The sequence below is a fragment of the Streptomyces sp. NPDC049541 genome, from assembly GCF_044465725.1.
Taxonomy (GTDB): Bacteria; Actinomycetota; Actinomycetes; order Streptomycetales; family Streptomycetaceae; genus Streptomyces.
In genome coordinates this window covers 306,886-323,088 of record NZ_JBITLY010000005.1, presented here as the reverse complement: position 1 = coordinate 323,088, position 16,203 = coordinate 306,886, and the positions used below count along the sequence as shown (strand labels likewise).

Annotated in this window: 15 protein-coding genes; 10 read left to right on the top strand and 5 right to left on the bottom strand. The window is 70.9% G+C overall.

Annotation, left to right across the window (positions count from 1 at the left end; translation table 11 throughout):
* Window positions 1–279: 279 nt before the first annotated feature.
* Complete coding sequence (locus ACIBW9_RS20795; protein WP_398957005.1) at window positions 280–2,052, top strand: acetyl/propionyl/methylcrotonyl-CoA carboxylase subunit alpha; 1,773 nt, start codon at window positions 280–282, stop codon at window positions 2,050–2,052.
* Window positions 2,053–2,343: 291 nt separating this feature from the next.
* Window positions 2,344–2,967 carry a TetR/AcrR family transcriptional regulator gene (locus ACIBW9_RS20790; RefSeq protein WP_398957003.1) on the top strand — a complete coding sequence of 208 codons (624 nt, stop codon included), beginning with the start codon at window positions 2,344–2,346 and terminating at the stop codon, window positions 2,965–2,967.
* Window positions 2,968–3,058: 91 nt separating this feature from the next.
* Here ACIBW9_RS20790 and ACIBW9_RS20785 read toward each other — a convergent pair whose 3' ends face one another.
* A complete protein-coding gene (locus ACIBW9_RS20785) occupies window positions 3,059–4,009 on the bottom strand; it encodes a DeoR/GlpR family DNA-binding transcription regulator (RefSeq protein ID WP_398957001.1) in 951 nt (316 codons plus the stop codon).
* Between the two features lie 166 nt (window positions 4,010–4,175).
* The gene (locus tag ACIBW9_RS20780) at window positions 4,176–5,624 is read right to left on the bottom strand and encodes an NAD(P)H-quinone dehydrogenase (protein WP_115906258.1); all 1,449 of its coding nucleotides are present in this window, start codon (window positions 5,622–5,624) and stop codon (window positions 4,176–4,178) included.
* A gap of 106 nt (window positions 5,625–5,730) precedes the next feature.
* On the opposite strand from ACIBW9_RS20780, the gene ACIBW9_RS20775 reads away from it, so the two are divergent.
* The 4 genes from ACIBW9_RS20775 to ACIBW9_RS20760 all read left to right on the top strand — a co-directional run bounded on the left by ACIBW9_RS20775 (window position 5,731) and on the right by ACIBW9_RS20760 (window position 9,417).
* Window positions 5,731–6,168 carry a gamma-glutamylcyclotransferase gene (locus ACIBW9_RS20775; RefSeq protein ID WP_344404446.1) on the top strand — a complete coding sequence of 146 codons (438 nt, stop codon included), beginning with the start codon at window positions 5,731–5,733 and terminating at the stop codon, window positions 6,166–6,168.
* 50 nt (window positions 6,169–6,218) lie between these two features.
* Window positions 6,219–6,497 (top strand): type II toxin-antitoxin system RelE/ParE family toxin, encoded by a 279-nt coding sequence (locus ACIBW9_RS20770; protein WP_398956999.1) that lies wholly within the window; start codon window positions 6,219–6,221, stop codon window positions 6,495–6,497.
* Window positions 6,498–6,641: 144 nt separating this feature from the next.
* Window positions 6,642–7,466 (top strand): purine-nucleoside phosphorylase, encoded by an 825-nt coding sequence (locus ACIBW9_RS20765; protein ID WP_398956997.1) that lies wholly within the window; start codon window positions 6,642–6,644, stop codon window positions 7,464–7,466.
* A 319-nt stretch (window positions 7,467–7,785) separates the two neighbouring features.
* Window positions 7,786–9,417 (top strand): phospho-sugar mutase, encoded by a 1,632-nt coding sequence (locus ACIBW9_RS20760; protein WP_398956995.1) that lies wholly within the window; start codon window positions 7,786–7,788, stop codon window positions 9,415–9,417.
* Between the two features lie 288 nt (window positions 9,418–9,705).
* Here ACIBW9_RS20760 and ACIBW9_RS20755 read toward each other — a convergent pair whose 3' ends face one another.
* On the bottom strand, window positions 9,706–10,401 hold the full coding sequence (locus tag ACIBW9_RS20755) for a PH domain-containing protein (protein ID WP_398956993.1): 696 nt from the start codon (window positions 10,399–10,401) through the stop codon (window positions 9,706–9,708).
* 113 nt (window positions 10,402–10,514) lie between these two features.
* Here ACIBW9_RS20755 and deoC point away from each other — a divergent pair, with 113 nt between their 5' ends.
* From deoC to ACIBW9_RS20740, 3 genes are read left to right on the top strand one after another with little or no spacing between them, the layout of a single operon-like run.
* Window positions 10,515–11,477, top strand: coding sequence for a deoxyribose-phosphate aldolase (deoC, locus tag ACIBW9_RS20750; protein ID WP_398956991.1), 963 nt, complete (start codon window positions 10,515–10,517; stop codon window positions 11,475–11,477).
* Window positions 11,478–11,482: 5 nt separating this feature from the next.
* The gene (locus tag ACIBW9_RS20745; protein ID WP_398956989.1) at window positions 11,483–12,919 is read left to right on the top strand and encodes an aldehyde dehydrogenase family protein; all 1,437 of its coding nucleotides are present in this window, start codon (window positions 11,483–11,485) and stop codon (window positions 12,917–12,919) included.
* Complete coding sequence (locus ACIBW9_RS20740; protein ID WP_398956987.1) at window positions 12,912–13,832, top strand: aldehyde dehydrogenase family protein; 921 nt, start codon at window positions 12,912–12,914, stop codon at window positions 13,830–13,832. The genes ACIBW9_RS20745 and ACIBW9_RS20740 overlap by 8 nt, the downstream gene beginning before the upstream one ends.
* 77 nt (window positions 13,833–13,909) lie before the next feature.
* Here ACIBW9_RS20740 and ACIBW9_RS20735 read toward each other — a convergent pair whose 3' ends face one another.
* On the bottom strand, window positions 13,910–14,311 hold the full coding sequence (locus ACIBW9_RS20735; RefSeq protein ID WP_398956985.1) for a hypothetical protein: 402 nt from the start codon (window positions 14,309–14,311) through the stop codon (window positions 13,910–13,912).
* A gap of 126 nt (window positions 14,312–14,437) precedes the next feature.
* Between ACIBW9_RS20735 and ACIBW9_RS20730 the strand changes: the two genes are divergently transcribed.
* On the top strand, window positions 14,438–15,073 hold the full coding sequence (locus ACIBW9_RS20730; protein ID WP_398956983.1) for a uridine kinase: 636 nt from the start codon (window positions 14,438–14,440) through the stop codon (window positions 15,071–15,073).
* Between the two features lie 171 nt (window positions 15,074–15,244).
* Here the strand turns inward: ACIBW9_RS20730 and ACIBW9_RS20725 are convergent, their stop codons facing one another.
* The gene (locus tag ACIBW9_RS20725; protein WP_398956981.1) at window positions 15,245–15,988 is read right to left on the bottom strand and encodes a SigE family RNA polymerase sigma factor; all 744 of its coding nucleotides are present in this window, start codon (window positions 15,986–15,988) and stop codon (window positions 15,245–15,247) included.
* Window positions 15,989–16,203 lie beyond the last annotated feature (215 nt).

Sequence of the window (16,203 nt, the reverse complement as noted above, 5' to 3'; positions counted from 1 at the left end):
GACAAGGGTTCTGCGGGCGGCAAAGATTCGTTGGGCCATTCGTAGGGACTCCACAAAGAAACAGAGTGGCCCGCAGCACGCTCTCACAGAGACCTTGACCACATGGGAGAGCTAGGGTTTCCGGGAGGAGTCCTGCGTACCGAGGTGCGACAAGGGATTTCGCGGGTCGAGCAAGCCTCGCATCACGCTCCGTGTGGGCAAGCTCACCACTGGGGACGGGTCGTAGTGCCGTGTAGCCAGTCCCTAAACTCGGCTTGTTTCAAGGAGGGAGCCTCAATCGTGCGCAAGGTGCTCATCGCCAACCGTGGCGAAATCGCTGTCCGCGTGGCCCGGGCCTGTCGGGATGCCGGGATCGCGAGCGTGGCCGTCTACGCGGACCCGGACCGCGACGCTCTGCATGTCCGCGCCGCGGACGAGGCGTTCGCCCTGGGCGGTGACACCCCGGCGACCAGTTACCTGGTGATCGACAAGATCCTGAACGCGGCGCGCGAGTCCGGCGCGGACGCCGTCCACCCCGGATACGGCTTCCTCTCCGAGAACGCCGACTTCGCGCAGGCCGTCCTGGACGCCGGGCTGATCTGGATCGGCCCGCCCCCGCAGGCCATCCGCGACCTGGGCGACAAGGTCGCCGCCCGGCACATCGCCCAGCGCGCCGGCGCCCCGCTGGTCGCGGGCACGCCCGACCCGGTCTCGGGTGCGGAGGAGGTCGTCGCCTTCGCCGAGGAGCACGGTCTGCCGATCGCCATCAAGGCCGCCTTCGGTGGTGGCGGCCGCGGTCTGAAGGTCGCCCGCACCCTCGAAGAGGTGCCCGAGCTCTACGATTCCGCGGTGCGCGAGGCCGTGGCCGCCTTCGGCCGTGGCGAGTGCTTCGTCGAGCGCTACCTGGACAAGCCGCGGCACGTGGAGACCCAGTGCCTGGCCGACCAGCACGGCAACGTGGTCGTCGTCTCCACCCGTGACTGCTCGCTGCAGCGCCGCCACCAGAAGCTGGTAGAGGAGGCCCCGGCGCCGTTCCTGTCCGAGGCGCAGATCGCCGAGCTGTACTCGTCCTCGAAGGCCATCCTGAAGGAGGCCGGCTACGTCGGCGCCGGCACCGTCGAGTTCCTCGTCGGCAACGACGGGACGATCTCCTTCCTCGAGGTCAACACCCGCCTCCAGGTCGAGCACCCGGTCACCGAGGAGGTCGCCGGCATCGACCTGGTCCGCGAGATGTTCCGCATCGCCGACGGCGAGGAACTCGGCTACGGCGACCCCGAGCTGCGCGGCCACTCCTTCGAGTTCCGCATCAACGGCGAGGACCCGGGCCGCAACTTCCTCCCGGCCCCCGGCACCGTCACCACCTTCGCCCCGCCGTCCGGCCCGGGCGTCCGCCTGGACGCGGGCGTCGAGTCCGGCAGCGTCATCGGCCCGGCCTGGGACTCCCTGCTCGCCAAGCTGATCGTCACGGGCGCCACCCGTGAGCAGGCCCTGCAGCGCGCGGCCCGCGCCCTGGAGGAGTTCCAGGTCGAGGGTATGGCGACGGCGATCCCCTTCCACCGCGCGGTGGTGAAGGACCCGGCGTTCGCCCCCGAACTCACCGGCTCCGCCGAGCCGTTCACGGTCCACACCCGCTGGATCGAGACCGAGTTCGTCAACGAGATCCCCGCGTTCGCCGCCCCGGCCGAGGCCGAGGCCGAGGAGGACTCGGACCGCGAGACGATCGTCGTCGAGGTCGGCGGCAAGCGCCTGGAGGTCTCCCTGCCCTCCTCGCTGGGCATGTCCCTGGCCCGCACCGGTCTTGCGGCCGGCGCCAAGCCGAAGCGCCGCGCCGCCAAGAAGTCCGGCCCGGTCGCCTCCGGCGACACCCTCGCCTCGCCGATGCAGGGCACGATCGTCAAGGTCGCCGTCGAGGAGGGCCAGGAGGTCAAGGAGGGCGACCTGGTCGTCGTCCTGGAGGCCATGAAGATGGAACAGCCGCTGAACGCCCACAAGTCCGGCACCATCAAGGGCCTGTCCGCTGACGTCGGCGCGTCCGTCAGCTCCGGCGCCGCGATCTGCGAGATCAAGGACTGACCGGGCCCAGGCACTGACATCCCGAGGCGCCCGGCGGACTGAAGCAGTCAGTCCGCCGGGCGCCTCGTCTTCGTTTTCCCCCCGTCCCCCGAGTCGGTGGTCCACGCCGGGTACCGTCCGCGAACTGTTGCGGCTCCGCCGCGTGGGCGCGGCCGGCTCCAGTTTCTGAGGCGGCCCTGGGCGGCGATGAAGACGGTACGGGCCTGCGGGGCCGCTCCGGGAGGCCCGTTCGCGCGTTCTCGATGGCATGCTGGGGCAGACGGAGGCGTACGCCGAGAGCAGGTGGGAGGCATGGTGGGCACGACGTCGGCGGGGACCGCGGCGAACGGCGGCACAGCGGTGACGCCGGCGCCCCCGCGCGTCATGCGTGCCGACGCCCGCCGCAACTACGAGCGGCTGCTCACCGAGGCCCGCGCCGCCTTCGCCGCGCACGGCACGGACGCGTCCCTGGAGGACGTGGCCCGGCGCGCGGGCGTCGGCATCGGCACCCTGTACCGTCACTTCCCCAACCGTCACGCCCTGTTGAGCGCCGTCTTCGAGGAGGCGGTGAGCGATCTCCTGGACCGCTCCCACGAACTCCTGAACGCCCCCGAGCCGTGCACGGCCCTGGTGACCTGGCTGCGCGAGATCATCACCCACGCCGGCGAGTACCGCGGCCTGGCCCTGGCCCTCATGTCGGTGACCTCCGACGCCACCTCGGCCCTGGCCAGCTGCAGCACACCGATGCGCGAGGCGGGCGCCGCCCTGCTGAAGCGCGCGCAGCAAGCAGCCAAGGTCCGCGAGGACGTCACCATCACCGACCTCCTCCAACTCACCAACGCCATCGCACTGGCAGCAGAGGAGTCCCCGGGAGACCCGAACCTGGCAGACCGCTTGCTGGCCCTCACCCTGCGGGGCTTGAAAGCCGCCGGTTGAGCCTTTGGGGGCGCGGGGAACTGCGCGACAAGCCACAGACAACCTGCACGCGCACAACCACAAGAACCCCTACGGCGAATGGGCGAACAACCTAACGCCGCCGCAGATCCGCCACCCGAGCCCGCTCCCGCTCCCCCCCGGAGGGATCAAGCATCGCCGCCGTCCGAAGGCCGGAGGCCGGCTGCCCGCGCCGCGGCCCCGGCAGGGCGACGTCCCGACGCGGCCCCCTCGGGGGGACGGGTTCACCGGCCGCATTCCCCGAGGTCCCGGCCACAGCGATCTGCACGCCCTGATCGGCGAGCGCCTGCAACTCCGTGGCGGCCCGGTCGTCATGCACCGGCGGCTCATCGGTCACCAGCCGGGTGATCACATCCGTGGGCACGGTCTGGAACATCGTGTCCGTACCGAGCTTGGTGTGGTCGGCGAGGACGACGACCTCCGCGGCCGCCTGCACCAGCGCCCGGTCCACGGACGCCGACAGCATGTTGGACGTGGACAGGCCGCGCTCGGCGGTGAGCCCGCTCCCGGACAGGAACGCCCGGGACACCCGAAGCCCCTGCAGGGACTGCTCGGCGCCGCTGCCCACGAGGGCGTAGTTGGAGCCGCGCAGGGTGCCGCCGGTCATCACGACCTCCACGCGGTTGGCATGGGCCAACGCCTGGGCGACCAGCAGGGAGTTGGTGACGACGGTCAGCCCGGGGATCCGGGCGAGCCGGCGGGCCAGCTCCTGGGTGGTGGTACCCGCCCCGACCACGATGGCCTCGCCCTCTTCCACGAAGTTGGCGGCGAGGTCGGCGATGGCCGTCTTCTCGGCGGTCGCGAGATGTGACTTCTGCGGAAAGCCGGACTCCCGCGTGAACCCGCCCGGCAGTACCGCACCGCCGTGCCGGCGGTCGAGGAGTCCTTCTGCCTCCAGTGCGCGCACGTCCCGCCGTACGGTCACTTCGGAGGTCTGGACGACGCGGGCGAGCTCACGGAGCGACACGGCCCCGTTCGCTCGCACCATTTCGAGGATCAATTGGCGACGTTCTGCAGCGAACACGAAACTGACAGTAACCCCAACGACCGTCTGCTTTCAGCTGTTTGCGCCGAATAGCAGAAGTTGTTCGCACAGGAGGGCGGGAAGTGGTATAGGGCCTACCCGCCCCGCCTATGCCGTACGCATGCTCGACAACTCCCTGTGACCAGCGAGGAGTCGGTTTCGGCCGTCAGACCTCGCCGCCGGTCTTGCGGGTGTGGAGCTGCCGGGCGACCTCCGCGATCGACCCCGAAAGGGAGGGATACACGGTGAACGCGTTCGCGATCTGTTCGACCGTCAGATTGTTGTCGACGGCGATCGAGATCGGATGGATCAGTTCCGAGGCACGCGGGGACACGACCACACCGCCGACCACGATGCCCGTGCCCGGACGGCAGAAAAGCTTCACGAAGCCGTCGCGGATGCCCTGCATCTTGGCCCGCGGGTTGCGCAGGAGCGGGAGTTTGACCACCCGGGCGTCGATCTTGCCCGCGTCGACGTCGGCCTGCGTGTAGCCGACGGTGGCGATCTCCGGGTCGGTGAAGACGTTGGACGAGACGGTCTTCAGGTTCAGCGGGGCCACCGCGTCGCCGAGGAAGTGGTACATGGCGATACGTCCCTGCATGGCGGCCACCGAGGCGAGGGCGAAGACACCCGTCACGTCACCGGCGGCGTACACACCGGGAGCGGTCGTCCGCGAGACCTTGTCGGTCCAGATGTGCCCGGACTCGCGCAGCTTGACGCCGGCCTCCTCCAGGCCCATGCCCTCGCTGTTGGGGATGGCGCCGACCGCCATCAGGCAGTGGCTGCCGGTGATGACACGGCCGTCGGAGAGGGTGACCTCGACGCGGTCGCCGACCCGCTTGGCGGCGGCGGCGCGGGAGCGGGCCATGACGTTCATGCCGCGGCGCCGGAAGACGTCCTCCAGCACGGCGGCGGCGTCCGGGTCCTCACCCGGCAGCACACGGTCCCGGGAGGAGACCAGGGTGACCTTCGAACCCAGGGCCTGGTAGGCACCGGCGAACTCGGCACCGGTCACACCCGACCCCACCACGATGAGCTCCTCCGGGAGCTCGTTCAGGTCGTACACCTGAGTCCAGTTGAGGATGCGCTCGCCGTCGGGCTGGGCGTCGGGCACCTCGCGCGGGTGGCCGCCGGTCGCGATGAGCACGGCGTCGGCGGTGAGGGTCTCCTCGGTGCCGTCGGCGGCGGAGACGATCACCTTCCGCGACCCGTCGAGGGCCTGCATGCCCTCCAGCCGACCGCGGCCGCGCATGACCCGGGCGCCGGCCCGCGTGACGGAGGCGGTGATGTCGTGGGACTGGGCAAGGGCGAGCCGCTTCACCCGGCGGTTGACCTTCCCCAGATCGACCCCCACCACCCGGGCCGCCTGCTCCAGCGGCGGGGTGTCGTCGGCCACGATGATGCCGAGTTCCTCGTACGAGGAGTCGAAGGTGGTCATCACCTCGGCCGTAGCGATAAGGGTCTTCGACGGTACGCAGTCGGTCAGCACCGACGCCCCGCCCAGACCGTCGCAGTCGACGACGGTCACCTCCGCGCCGAGCTGGGCGGCCACCAGGGCCGCCTCGTATCCGCCGGGTCCGCCACCGATGATCACGATCCGAGTCACGTACCCCATTGTCCCGCACCGTTCAAGGTGCCACTGCCCGGGGGCGGGGCAATGGGTTGGCAAGAGGCCGCTGATACGTCAGGGGCCCGTGGGTCGGCTGCCGTACCCTCGACCCATGTCGCTCTACGCCGCGTACGCCGGCAACCTCGACGCGCGGCTGATGACCCGCCGCGCCCCGCACTCGCCGATGCGCGCCACGGGCTGGCTGAACGGCTGGCGGCTGACGTTCGGGGGCGAGCACATGGGCTGGGAGGGCGCCCTGGCGACGATCGTCGAGGACCCGTTCTCGCAGGTCTTCGTCGCGCTGTACGACATCGCGCCGCTGGACGAGGAGTCCATGGACCGCTGGGAGGGCGTCGGCCTCAATGTCTATCGCCGGATGCGGGTGCGGGTGCACACGCTGGACGGCGAGGAGCCGGCGTGGACGTACGTCCTCGACGGGTACGAGGGCGGACTGCCCTCCGCCCGGTATCTGGGCGAGATCGCCGATGCCGCCGAGTCCGCGGGGGCACCACACGATTACGTGATGGAGCTGCGGAAGCGTCCCTGCTGAGGGGGGCCGGCTCCTAGACTTGGAGCATCGACGCACCAACGGGAGATCGCATGGCCCCCACCACGTATGACGTCTACTACACGGTGCAGGCCGCCGAAGCCCGCGACCGGCTCGACGACCGGCAGCGCATCGCGTTCGACAAGGGCATCGCCCTGCTGGCCCGCGACCCGTTCCTTTCGGTGTCGCGGCCCATAAGCTCCACCGGCGACGACCGCACGATCCGGCTCACGCAGAACGTCCTCGTCGAATACACGGTCAGCCGTGGCCGACTGCTGATCTTCATCGTCGAGGTCTTCAACGACAAGGACGTCCTCATCACGGACGAGTAGCCGCCCGGCCACCGCACAGCTTGACCACAGGACCGCAAAGGTCCCGTTGTGTCACACCCTTCGTTGGAAACGACAAGACAACGATCGCCATCCCGTGAGCTCTGCCATCTACGCGCGTAGGCGTGGAGCGGCTACTCTCGACGCGTGAACGCATCTCTTCTTCCGGACGACATCCAGGGCGACCCGCACGCCGCCGCCGACGCCGCCGCCGCGCGCCTGCGCGAACTGACCGGCGCCGAGACCCACGACGTCGCCCTGGTGATGGGCTCCGGCTGGGCACCGGCCGTGGACGCCCTCGGCGCACCCGACGCCGAGCTCCAGGTCACCGACCTGCCCGGTTTCCCGCCGCCGGCGGTGGAGGGCCACGGCGGCAAGATCCGCTCGTACAGGATCGGTGAGAAGCGGGCCCTGGTCTTCCTCGGCCGTACGCACTACTACGAGGGCCGCGGGGTCGCCGCCGTCGCGCACGGCGTCCGTACCGCCGTCGCCGCCGGCTGCAAGACGATCGTGCTGACCAACGGCTGCGGAGGCCTCCGCGAGGGCATGCGCCCCGGCCAGCCGGTCCTGATCAGCGACCACATCAACCTGACGGCGACGTCCCCGATCGTCGGCGCGAACTTCGTCGACCTCACGGACCTCTACTCCCCGCGCCTCCGTGCCCTGTGCAAGGAGATCGACCCGAGCCTGGAGGAGGGCGTCTACGCCCAGTTCCCCGGCCCGCACTACGAGACTCCGGCCGAGATCCGGATGGCGCGGGTGATCGGGGCGGACCTGGTGGGCATGTCGACGGTGCTGGAAGCCATCGCGGCGCGTGAGGCGGGTGCGGAGGTGCTGGGTATCTCCCTCGTCACCAACCTCGCCGCCGGTATGACCGGCGAGCCGCTGAACCACGAGGAGGTCCTCCAGGCGGGCCGCGACTCGGCGACGCGGATGGGCTCACTGCTGGCACAGGTGCTCGGCCGGCTCTGAGCGCCTTGGGGGGTGCCGCGGAATGCCGGAGTGCGACTGCGCACCCGCGCCCCTTGGGAGGCTGCAGTCGCCCACGGCGGACACGCGCCCCTTTGGGGCTGGCTGCACCCGCGTACGGCGAGAAGGGGACGGGGCGGGGGTGTCCGCCCGCAGCGGCGGGCGTCCGCCGCCGGGCACGGCCCCGCCTGACGTCAACCGCCCGACCGAGGACGGACACCCCGGCGCGGCCCCGACCCACAATCGAACCGCAGGCGCTACGCGCACCCCACCGAACCCGCGGATGCGCCGCAGGCATCCCACACGAGAGGCTGGACCGACCGTGCACGACGACCTCATCGCCCGCGCCCACGCGTGGCTCGCCGAGGACCCCGACCCGGAGACCCGCGACGAGCTCGCCAAGCTCATCGAGGCCGGTGACGTCACAGAACTCACCGACCGCTTCAGCGGCACCCTCCAGTTCGGCACCGCCGGCCTGCGCGGTGAGCTCGGCGCGGGCCCCATGCGCATGAACCGTTCGGTCGTCATCCGGGCCGCCGCCGGACTCGCCGCGTACCTCAACGCCAAGGGAGAGCGCGGCGGGCTCGTCGTCATCGGCTACGACGCCCGGCACAAGTCCGCGGACTTCGCGCGCGACACGGCGGCCGTGATGACGGGCGCGGGCTTCCGGGCCGCGGTGCTCCCCCGCCCGCTCCCCACCCCCGTCCTCGCCTACGCGATAAGGCACCTCGGCGCGGTCGCGGGCGTGGAGGTCACCGCCAGCCACAACCCGCCCCGCGACAACGGCTACAAGGTCTACCTGGGCGACGGCTCGCAGATCGTGCCGCCGGCCGACGCGGAGATCGCCGCCGAGATCGACGCGATCGTCTCCCTGGACGACGTACCGCGCCCGGAAACCGGCTGGGAGACTCTCGACGACAGCGTCCTGAACGCCTACCTGGCCCGCACGGACGCGGTGCTCGCCGCCGGTTCCGCGCGCACCGCCCGCACCGTCTACACCGCGATGCACGGCGTCGGCAAGGACGTCCTGCTCGCCGCGTTCGCCCGGGCCGGTTTCCCCGAGCCCGTCCTGGTCGCCGAGCAGGCCGAGCCGGACCCGGACTTCCCGACGGTCGCCTTCCCCAACCCGGAAGAGCCAGGCGCCATGGACCTCGCCTTCGCGCAGGCCCGCACGACCGACCCCGACCTGATCATCGCCAACGACCCCGACGCCGACCGCTGTGCCGTGGCCGTCAAGGACGCCGGCGACTGGCGGATGCTGCGTGGCGACGAGGTGGGCGCGCTGCTCGCCGCCCACCTGGTCAGACGCGGCGCCCGGGGCACCTTCGCCGAGTCGATCGTCTCCTCCTCCCTCCTCGGCCGTATCGCCGAGAAGGCGGGTCTGCCGTACGAGGAGACCCTCACCGGCTTCAAGTGGATCGCCCGCGTCGAGGGGCTGCGCTACGGCTACGAGGAGGCTCTCGGCTACTGCGTGGACCCGGACGGGGTGCGCGACAAGGACGGCATCACCGCCGCGCTGCTGATCACCGAGCTGGCCTCCGAGCTCAAGGAGGAGGGGCGGACGCTGCCGGACCTCCTCGACGACCTCGCGGTGGAGCACGGGCTGCACGCCACCGACCAGCTCTCGGTCCGGGTGGAGGACCTGTCGGTCATCGCGCGCGCCATGCAGCGGCTGCGGGAGCAGCCGCCGACCGAGCTCGCGGGCCTCGCCATCACCAGGGCCGAGGACCTCACCCGGGGCACCGAGAAGCTGCCGCCCACCGACGGGCTGCGCTACACGCTCGACGGCGCCCGCGTCATCGTCCGCCCGAGCGGCACGGAGCCCAAGCTGAAGTGCTACCTGGAGGTCGTGGTCCCCGCTCCCACACACGCCGACCTCCCGGCGGCCCACGCCACCGCGAACGACCTCCTCGCAGCAATCAAGCGGGACCTCTCGGCCGCGGCCGGCATCTGAGCAGCACCGCTCGAACCCGCGTCATCTCGAAGGGGCGCCCTCGGCGATCGGCCGGGGGACGCCCCTTCGAGGGCTTTACCCAAGACTGTTGCCCCAGTCCGCCACATCCCGGGGCGACGGCGCACCGCAATCACACCACCGAGCCGGCCCTGAAGCCACGGCCACATCCACGACCCCACGCCGCCCCGCACCCGGCGGGCGAGAGCCCGCACCGCCATGCCGTGCCGTCCTCGCGGCGTCGCGTCCCCGCCCCAGCAGTACCGGCACCCCCGGCCACTCAGCCCCAGCTCAGCCCGCAGCCGCCAGAATCGCCAGCAGTACCGCCCCCGCCAGCGCGGGCCCCGCGATCTCGTACGCCCAGCGCACCGTCACCTCGCCCTGCCCCGTCCCCGTCCCCGTCCGCTCATGGGTCTCGAGCAGTTCGCGCAGGTCGTCCATGATCTTGTCGCTCTCGGCGCGGACGGGCCCCGCCGGGACGGCGGTGCCGCCCGGGAGTCCGCTCGGTCCGAAGACACCACCCGGACGGCCCCGCCGGCCCCGGCCACTCGCGTCCGCCGTGGCCCTGGCCTCCTGTCGCGCCGCCCTCTTGCGGGCGCGCAGCGAGACGGGGACCGCCCACAGCTGGTACTTGCTCCCGGACTTCACGACGACCTCGTTGGAGTAACCGGACCGCAGCGCGGCGACCTCGCTCCAGGGCACCACGACGATGCGGAAGGGGTTGCGGATGCGCAGCCGCTCGGCGTTGGCGTGGACGGCGGGGCGCAGGGTGAAGGCCAGGATCAGCGGCACGACGAGGATCAGTGTGGCGAGCGCCAGCCACGGGGTGCGGCCGTGCCCGGAGACGATCGCGTCGATGCCCAGCCAGCCCGCGATGGCAAGCAGCAGGACGCCGCCGGCGAGCCCCCCGGACGACCGGTAGGCCCGGTCCTTGTACTGGGGGGCCGGGGGCTGCGGTGCTGGTGACTCGTGGTCCGGGGTCGTCATACCGCCGATTCTGCCCGACGGCCACGACGATGCTCGTACCCGGTGCGTGCGCACGTGAAGAGCAGCCGGGGGTGTACAGCCGCTACGCGCGTAGATATGCTCGTCTGGTGACCATGCCCACCACTGCACCCAACGCAGCCCACGCACTCGAAGACGTCACCGCGTCCGACAGCACGCTGCGCCGCTTCCTCCACGGGCTGCCCGGCGTCGACGCGGTCGGCCTGGAGGCACGCGCCGCCTCGCTCGGCACCCGTTCCATCAAGACGACCGCGAAGGCGTACGCCATCGACCTCGCCATCTCGATGGTCGACCTGACGACGCTGGAAGGCGCGGACACCCCGGGCAAGGTCCGGGCGCTCGGCGCCAAGGCCGTCCACCCGGACCCCACGGACCGTACGACCCCGGCGACCGCGGCCGTCTGCGTCTATCCCGACATGGTGCCCGCCGCGAAGGAGGCCGTCGCCGGCTCCTCCGTGAAGGTCGCCTCGGTCGCCACCGCCTTCCCGGCGGGCCGCGCCCCGATCGCCGTGAAGCTGGCCGACGTCCGCGAGGCCGTCGCCGCGGGCGCCGACGAGATCGACATGGTCATCGACCGCGGGGCGTTCCTCGCGGGCGACTACATGAAGGTGTACGACGAGATCGTCGCCGTGAAGGAGGCCTGCGGCGCCTCGGCCCGGCTCAAGGTCATCTTCGAGACGGGCGAGCTGTCGACGTACGACAACATCCGCCGCGCGAGCTGGCTCGGCATGCTGGCGGGCGCGGACTTCATCAAGACGTCCACGGGCAAGGTCGCGGTCAACGCCACCCCCGCCAACACCCTGCTGATGCTGGAGGCCGTGCGCGACTTCCGCGCGCAGACCGGGATCCAGGTCGGCGTGAAGCCCGCCGGCGGCATCCGCACCTCCAAGGACGCCATCAAGTTCCTCGTCCTGGTCAACGAGACCGCGGGCGAGGACTGGCTGGACAACCACTGGTTCCGCTTCGGCGCCTCCTCGCTCCTGAACGACCTGCTGATGCAGCGTCAGAAGCTGGCCACCGGCCGCTACTCCGGCCCCGACTACGTGACGGTGGACTGATCACCATGGCATCCGCATTCGCATACGCCCCGGCACCCGAGTCCCGCTCGATCGTCGACATCGCGCCGTCCTACGGACTGTTCATCGACGGCGAGTTCACGGACGCGGCCGACGGCAAGGTCTTCAAGACGGTCTCCCCGAGCACCGAGGAGGTGCTGTCGGAGGTCGCCCAGGCCGGTTCCGAGGACGTCGACCGCGCGGTGAAGGCCGCCCGCAGGGCCTTCGAGAAGTGGTCGGCGCTGCCCGGCTCGGAGCGCGCCAAGTACCTGTTCCGCATCGCGCGGATCATCCAGGAGCGCAGCCGTGAGCTGGCGGTCCTGGAGACCCTCGACAACGGCAAGCCGATCAAGGAGACCCGCGACGCCGACCTCCCCCTGGTCGCCGCGCACTTCTTCTACTACGCGGGCTGGGCCGACAAGCTGGAGCACGCCGGTTTCGGAGCGAACCCGAAGCCGCTGGGCGTCGCCGGCCAGGTCATCCCCTGGAACTTCCCGCTCCTGATGCTGGCGTGGAAGATCGCCCCGGCACTGGCGACCGGCAACACGGTCGTCCTCAAGCCCGCCGAGACGACCCCCCTCTCCGCCCTGTTCTTCGCGGACATCTGCCGCCAGGCCGGCCTCCCCAAGGGTGTCGTCAACATCCTTCCGGGCTACGGCGACACGGGCGCCGCGCTCGTCGCGCACCCGGACGTCAACAAGGTCGCGTTCACCGGCTCGACGGCGGTCGGCAAGGAGATCGCCCGCACGGTGGCGGGCTCCCGCAAGAAGCTCACCCTCGAACTGGGCGGCAAGGGCGCCAACATCGTCTTCGACGACGCCCCGATCGACCAGGCCGTCGAGGGCATCGTCAACGGCATCTTCTTCAACCAGGGCCAGGTCTGCTGCGCGGGCAGCCGGCTCCTCGTCCAGGAGTCGATCCAGGACGAGCTGCTGGAGTCGCTCAAGCGCCGTCTGAGCACTCTCCGTCTCGGCGACCCGCTCGACAAGAACACGGACATCGGCGCGATCAACTCCGAGGAGCAGCTCTCCCGTATCACCACCCTCGTCGAACAGGGCGAGGCGGAGGGCGCCGAGCGCTGGTCCCCGGCCTGCGAAATCCCGTCGTCCGGCTACTGGTTCGCCCCGACGCTCTTCACCAACGTCACCCAGGCGCACCGGATCGCCCGCGACGAGATCTTCGGCCCGGTGCTGTCCGTCCTCACCTTCCGCACCCCGGACGAGGCGGTCGCCAAGGCCAACAACACCCCGTACGGCCTGTCGGCGGGCATCTGGACGGAGAAGGGCTCGCGGATCCTCGCCGTCGCGAACAAGCTCCGTGCGGGCGTCGTCTGGTCCAACACGTTCAACAAGTTCGACCCGACCTCGCCGTTCGGCGGCTACAAGGAGTCGGGCTTCGGCCGCGAGGGCGGCCGCCACGGCCTGGAGGCGTACCTCGATGTCTGAGAAGACCGAGAAGACCGAGCGGTTCGACCGTCTGTCGGTCTTCAAGACCTACAAGCTGTACGTCGGCGGGAAGTTCCCGCGTTCCGAGAGCGGCCGGGTGTACGAGGTGACGGACACAAAGGGCAACTGGCTGGCGAACGTGCCCCTTTCGTCCCGCAAGGACGCCCGTGACGCGGTGGTCGCCGCGCGCAAGGCGTTCGGCGGCTGGTCGGGCGCGACGGCGTACAACCGCGGTCAGATCCTCTACCGCATCGCCGAGATGCTGGAGGGTCGCCGCGAGCAGTTCGTGCGCGAGGTGGCCGACTCGGAAGGCCTGTCGAAGTCCAAGGCGGCCGCGGTCGTGGACGCGGCGATCGACCGCTGGGTCTGGTACGCGGGCTGGACCGACAAGATCGCCCAGGTCGTGGGCGGCGGAAACCCGGTCGCGGGCCCGTACTTCAACCTGTCCTCGCCCGAGCCGACGGGGGTGGTCGCGGTCCTGGCCCCCCAGGAGTCGTCGTTCCTCGGTCTGGTGTCCGTCATCGCCCCGGTGATCGCAACGGGCAACACGGCAGTGGTGATCGCCTCCGAGAAGTCCCCGCTCCCGGCCCTCTCCCTCGGCGAGGTCCTGGCCACCTCCGACCTGCCCGGCGGCGTCGTCAACGTCCTCTCCGGCCGTACGGCGGAGATCGCCACGCCGCTGGCCGCGCACCAGGACGTCAACGCGATCGACCTCGCGGGCGCCGACGACGTACTGGCGAAGGAACTGGAGATCGCGGCGGCCGACAACCTGAAGCGGGTTCTTCGTCCACAGCCTGTGGACGAAGTCGACTGGTCGGCGACTCCGGGTATCGACCGCATGACGGCGTTCCTGGAGACGAAGACGGTCTGGCACCCGACGGGGTCGCTGGGCGCGTCGGGCGCGTCGTACTGACCGGCCTCCGCAGACCGAGAGCCGCGTCCTCCCTCCGTCCGGGGAAGACGCGGCTCTCTTTCATGCGCCGGCCGGGCTCAGACCAGGCGCGGACCGCCCAGCAGCATGGCGGCCGTCGTCAGCGCCGCCGGAACCGTCCCGACCGGGCTGGTCTCGGCGAGGTAGCTCAGCCCGGAGAGCGGGCCGGCGATGTGGTTGTCCGTCGGGTCGACGGTGTTGCGGGTGAGGACATTGCGCTTGAGGCCCGGGACGGAGCCGGTGACCGACCGCACCTGGCCGGTCGGTCCCTGCAGGCTCTTCTGCGGGTCGAGCTTGCCGAGCGCGTCGGCCGCGGCCACCGGCGACACGGGCACCTTCACGGCGGCGGTGGAGTCCGCGGACGCCGTCGCCGCGCTCGCGCCGAGTGCCGCCGAGACGGTGGCGAGGGCGATCAGGGCGCGCCGGGCGTGCGGCTTGGAGGGGGAAGCGTGTCGTGCCATTGCAGTAGTCACCTTGGATTCGCTGAGTAATCAGGTCGACACGAAGGGTAGTTGAGATGTGATGCGCACACCAAAGCCGACCCGCGGGGTCGGCAGGACGTACGGAATACGTCAAACTGGTGTCCCGTGAGCATCCATCTCCCCTCCTCCGCCCGCGTCGTGCTGCTCTGCGGCCCCTCGGGCTCGGGCAAGTCCCTTGTCGCCGCCCGCTCCGGCCTCCCCGTGCTGCGCCTCGACGACTTCTACAAGGAGGGCGAGGACCCGACGCTGCCGCTGGTGGCGGGAAGCTCCGACATCGACTGGGACCATCCGGACTCCTGGGACACGGACACCGCCGTCGCCGCGATCGCGGAGCTGTGCCGCACGGGCCGTACGAAGGTTCCCGTCTACGACATCTCCCGCTCGGCGCGCACCGGTGAGGAGACCGTCGACATAGGACGGACCCCGCTGTTCATAGCGGAGGGCATCTTCGCGGCCGAGATCGTCGAGCGCTGCCGGGAGTTGGGGCTGCTGGCCGACGCCCTGTGCCTGAACCGCGGCGCGGTCCGCACCTTCCGCCGCCGCTTCCTGCGCGATCTCAGGGAGGGCCGCAAGTCGGTGCCGTTCCTGCTGCGCCGCGGCTGGCGCCTGATGCGCCAGGAACGCTCGATCATCGCCCGCCAGACGGCCCTCGGCGCCCACGCCTGCGACCGGGACGAGGCCCTGGGCCGGCTGGCCGCGGCGGCGGTGGGCCGGCGCCCGGCCGCGACCCCCGCGCGCTGACCGCACCCGTACACGCAAAAAAAGCGGGACTGGACGGACCCCCCGGCCCTCCAGTCCCGCTCTCCCCCGTTCCCCCGTGGTGCTTCCCCCAAGGCCCCCCGTTGTCCCCCGTGGGTCCCCCCCCGGTTACTGCTCCCCCGTGCTTCCCCCGTACTTGCTCCCCCCCGACCCTCAGGCGACGAGCTCCCCGAAGGCGTCCTCCTCGTCACGGCCGAAGCTGAGGACCTCGTCCTCGCGCAGCCGGCGGAGCGACCGCCAGATGCTGGACTTCACCGTGCCGACACTGATGTCGAGGATCTCCGCGATCTCCGGGTCCGTGCGGCCCTCGTAGTAGCGCAGGACCAGCATGGTGCGCTGGAGCTCGGGGAGGCGGGCGAGCGCCTGCCACAGGACCGCGCGCAGCTCCGTGCCGCGCATCGCGTCCGTGTCGCCGGGCGTCTCCGGCAGTTCCTCGGTCGGGTACTCGTTCAGCTTGCGGCGGCGCCACGCGCTGATGTGCAGGTTCGTCATGGTGCGGCGGAGGTAGCCCCCGACCGCGGCCTTGTCGCTGATCCGGTCCCAGGCCTTGTACGTCGAGAACAGCGCGCTCTGCAGCAGGTCCTCGGCCTCGAAGCGGTCACCGGTCAGGTGGTACGCGGTGGCGTACAGGGAGGCGCGGCGCTCCTGGACGTAGGCGGTGAACTCCGCCTCCGACAGCGAACGACGCTCCCCCGTGTCCTCCCTGTACGCGCTTCCCCCGTGTGCTTCCCCCGTGAAGGTGTCAACCACCGTCATGTACGCGGTGTGCTGACGCCCGGCGCCGCGAGCGCACCCCCGCCCGCTCACGGCACCGGACTTCTCGGAACCCCGGCCCCCGTTCACGTCGTGCAGGCGCGTGATCACTGCGCTGGTGCTGGTGCTGTGCAGCATGTTCATCTCGCGCCCCCCGTCGTGGACTTCCGGTGTTCGGCTTGCTCAGGCAGTCGATCTCCGCGGTGTCTCTGCGGTGCTTCCTTGCCTGTGCCGAAAAGCTTGCCCTCGCACCTTCATGGCCGTGTCCGCCGACTGTCACAGACCTGTCACAGGGGTCGGCCGCAGGGAAGACACAGCGCGGTCACAGAGCAGAGCGGTATGGGCACACAGGCGTACGG

Coding starts and splice junctions, on each gene's coding strand:
- ACIBW9_RS20775 (WP_344404446.1), top strand. CDS start 5,731: ATGTCGCTCTACGCCGCGTACGCCGGCAACCTCGACGCGCGGCTGATG.
- ACIBW9_RS20735 (WP_398956985.1), bottom strand. CDS start 14,311: ATGGCACGACACGCTTCCCCCTCCAAGCCGCACGCCCGGCGCGCCCTG.
- ACIBW9_RS20745 (WP_398956989.1), top strand. CDS start 11,483: ATGGCATCCGCATTCGCATACGCCCCGGCACCCGAGTCCCGCTCGATC.
- ACIBW9_RS20755 (WP_398956993.1), bottom strand. CDS start 10,401: ATGACGACCCCGGACCACGAGTCACCAGCACCGCAGCCCCCGGCCCCC.
- ACIBW9_RS20770 (WP_398956999.1), top strand. CDS start 6,219: ATGGCCCCCACCACGTATGACGTCTACTACACGGTGCAGGCCGCCGAA.
- ACIBW9_RS20780 (WP_115906258.1), bottom strand. CDS start 5,624: ATGGGGTACGTGACTCGGATCGTGATCATCGGTGGCGGACCCGGCGGA.
- deoC (WP_398956991.1), top strand. CDS start 10,515: ATGCCCACCACTGCACCCAACGCAGCCCACGCACTCGAAGACGTCACC.
- ACIBW9_RS20740 (WP_398956987.1), top strand. CDS start 12,912: ATGTCTGAGAAGACCGAGAAGACCGAGCGGTTCGACCGTCTGTCGGTC.
- ACIBW9_RS20725 (WP_398956981.1), bottom strand. CDS start 15,988: ATGAACATGCTGCACAGCACCAGCACCAGCGCAGTGATCACGCGCCTG.
- ACIBW9_RS20790 (WP_398957003.1), top strand. CDS start 2,344: ATGGTGGGCACGACGTCGGCGGGGACCGCGGCGAACGGCGGCACAGCG.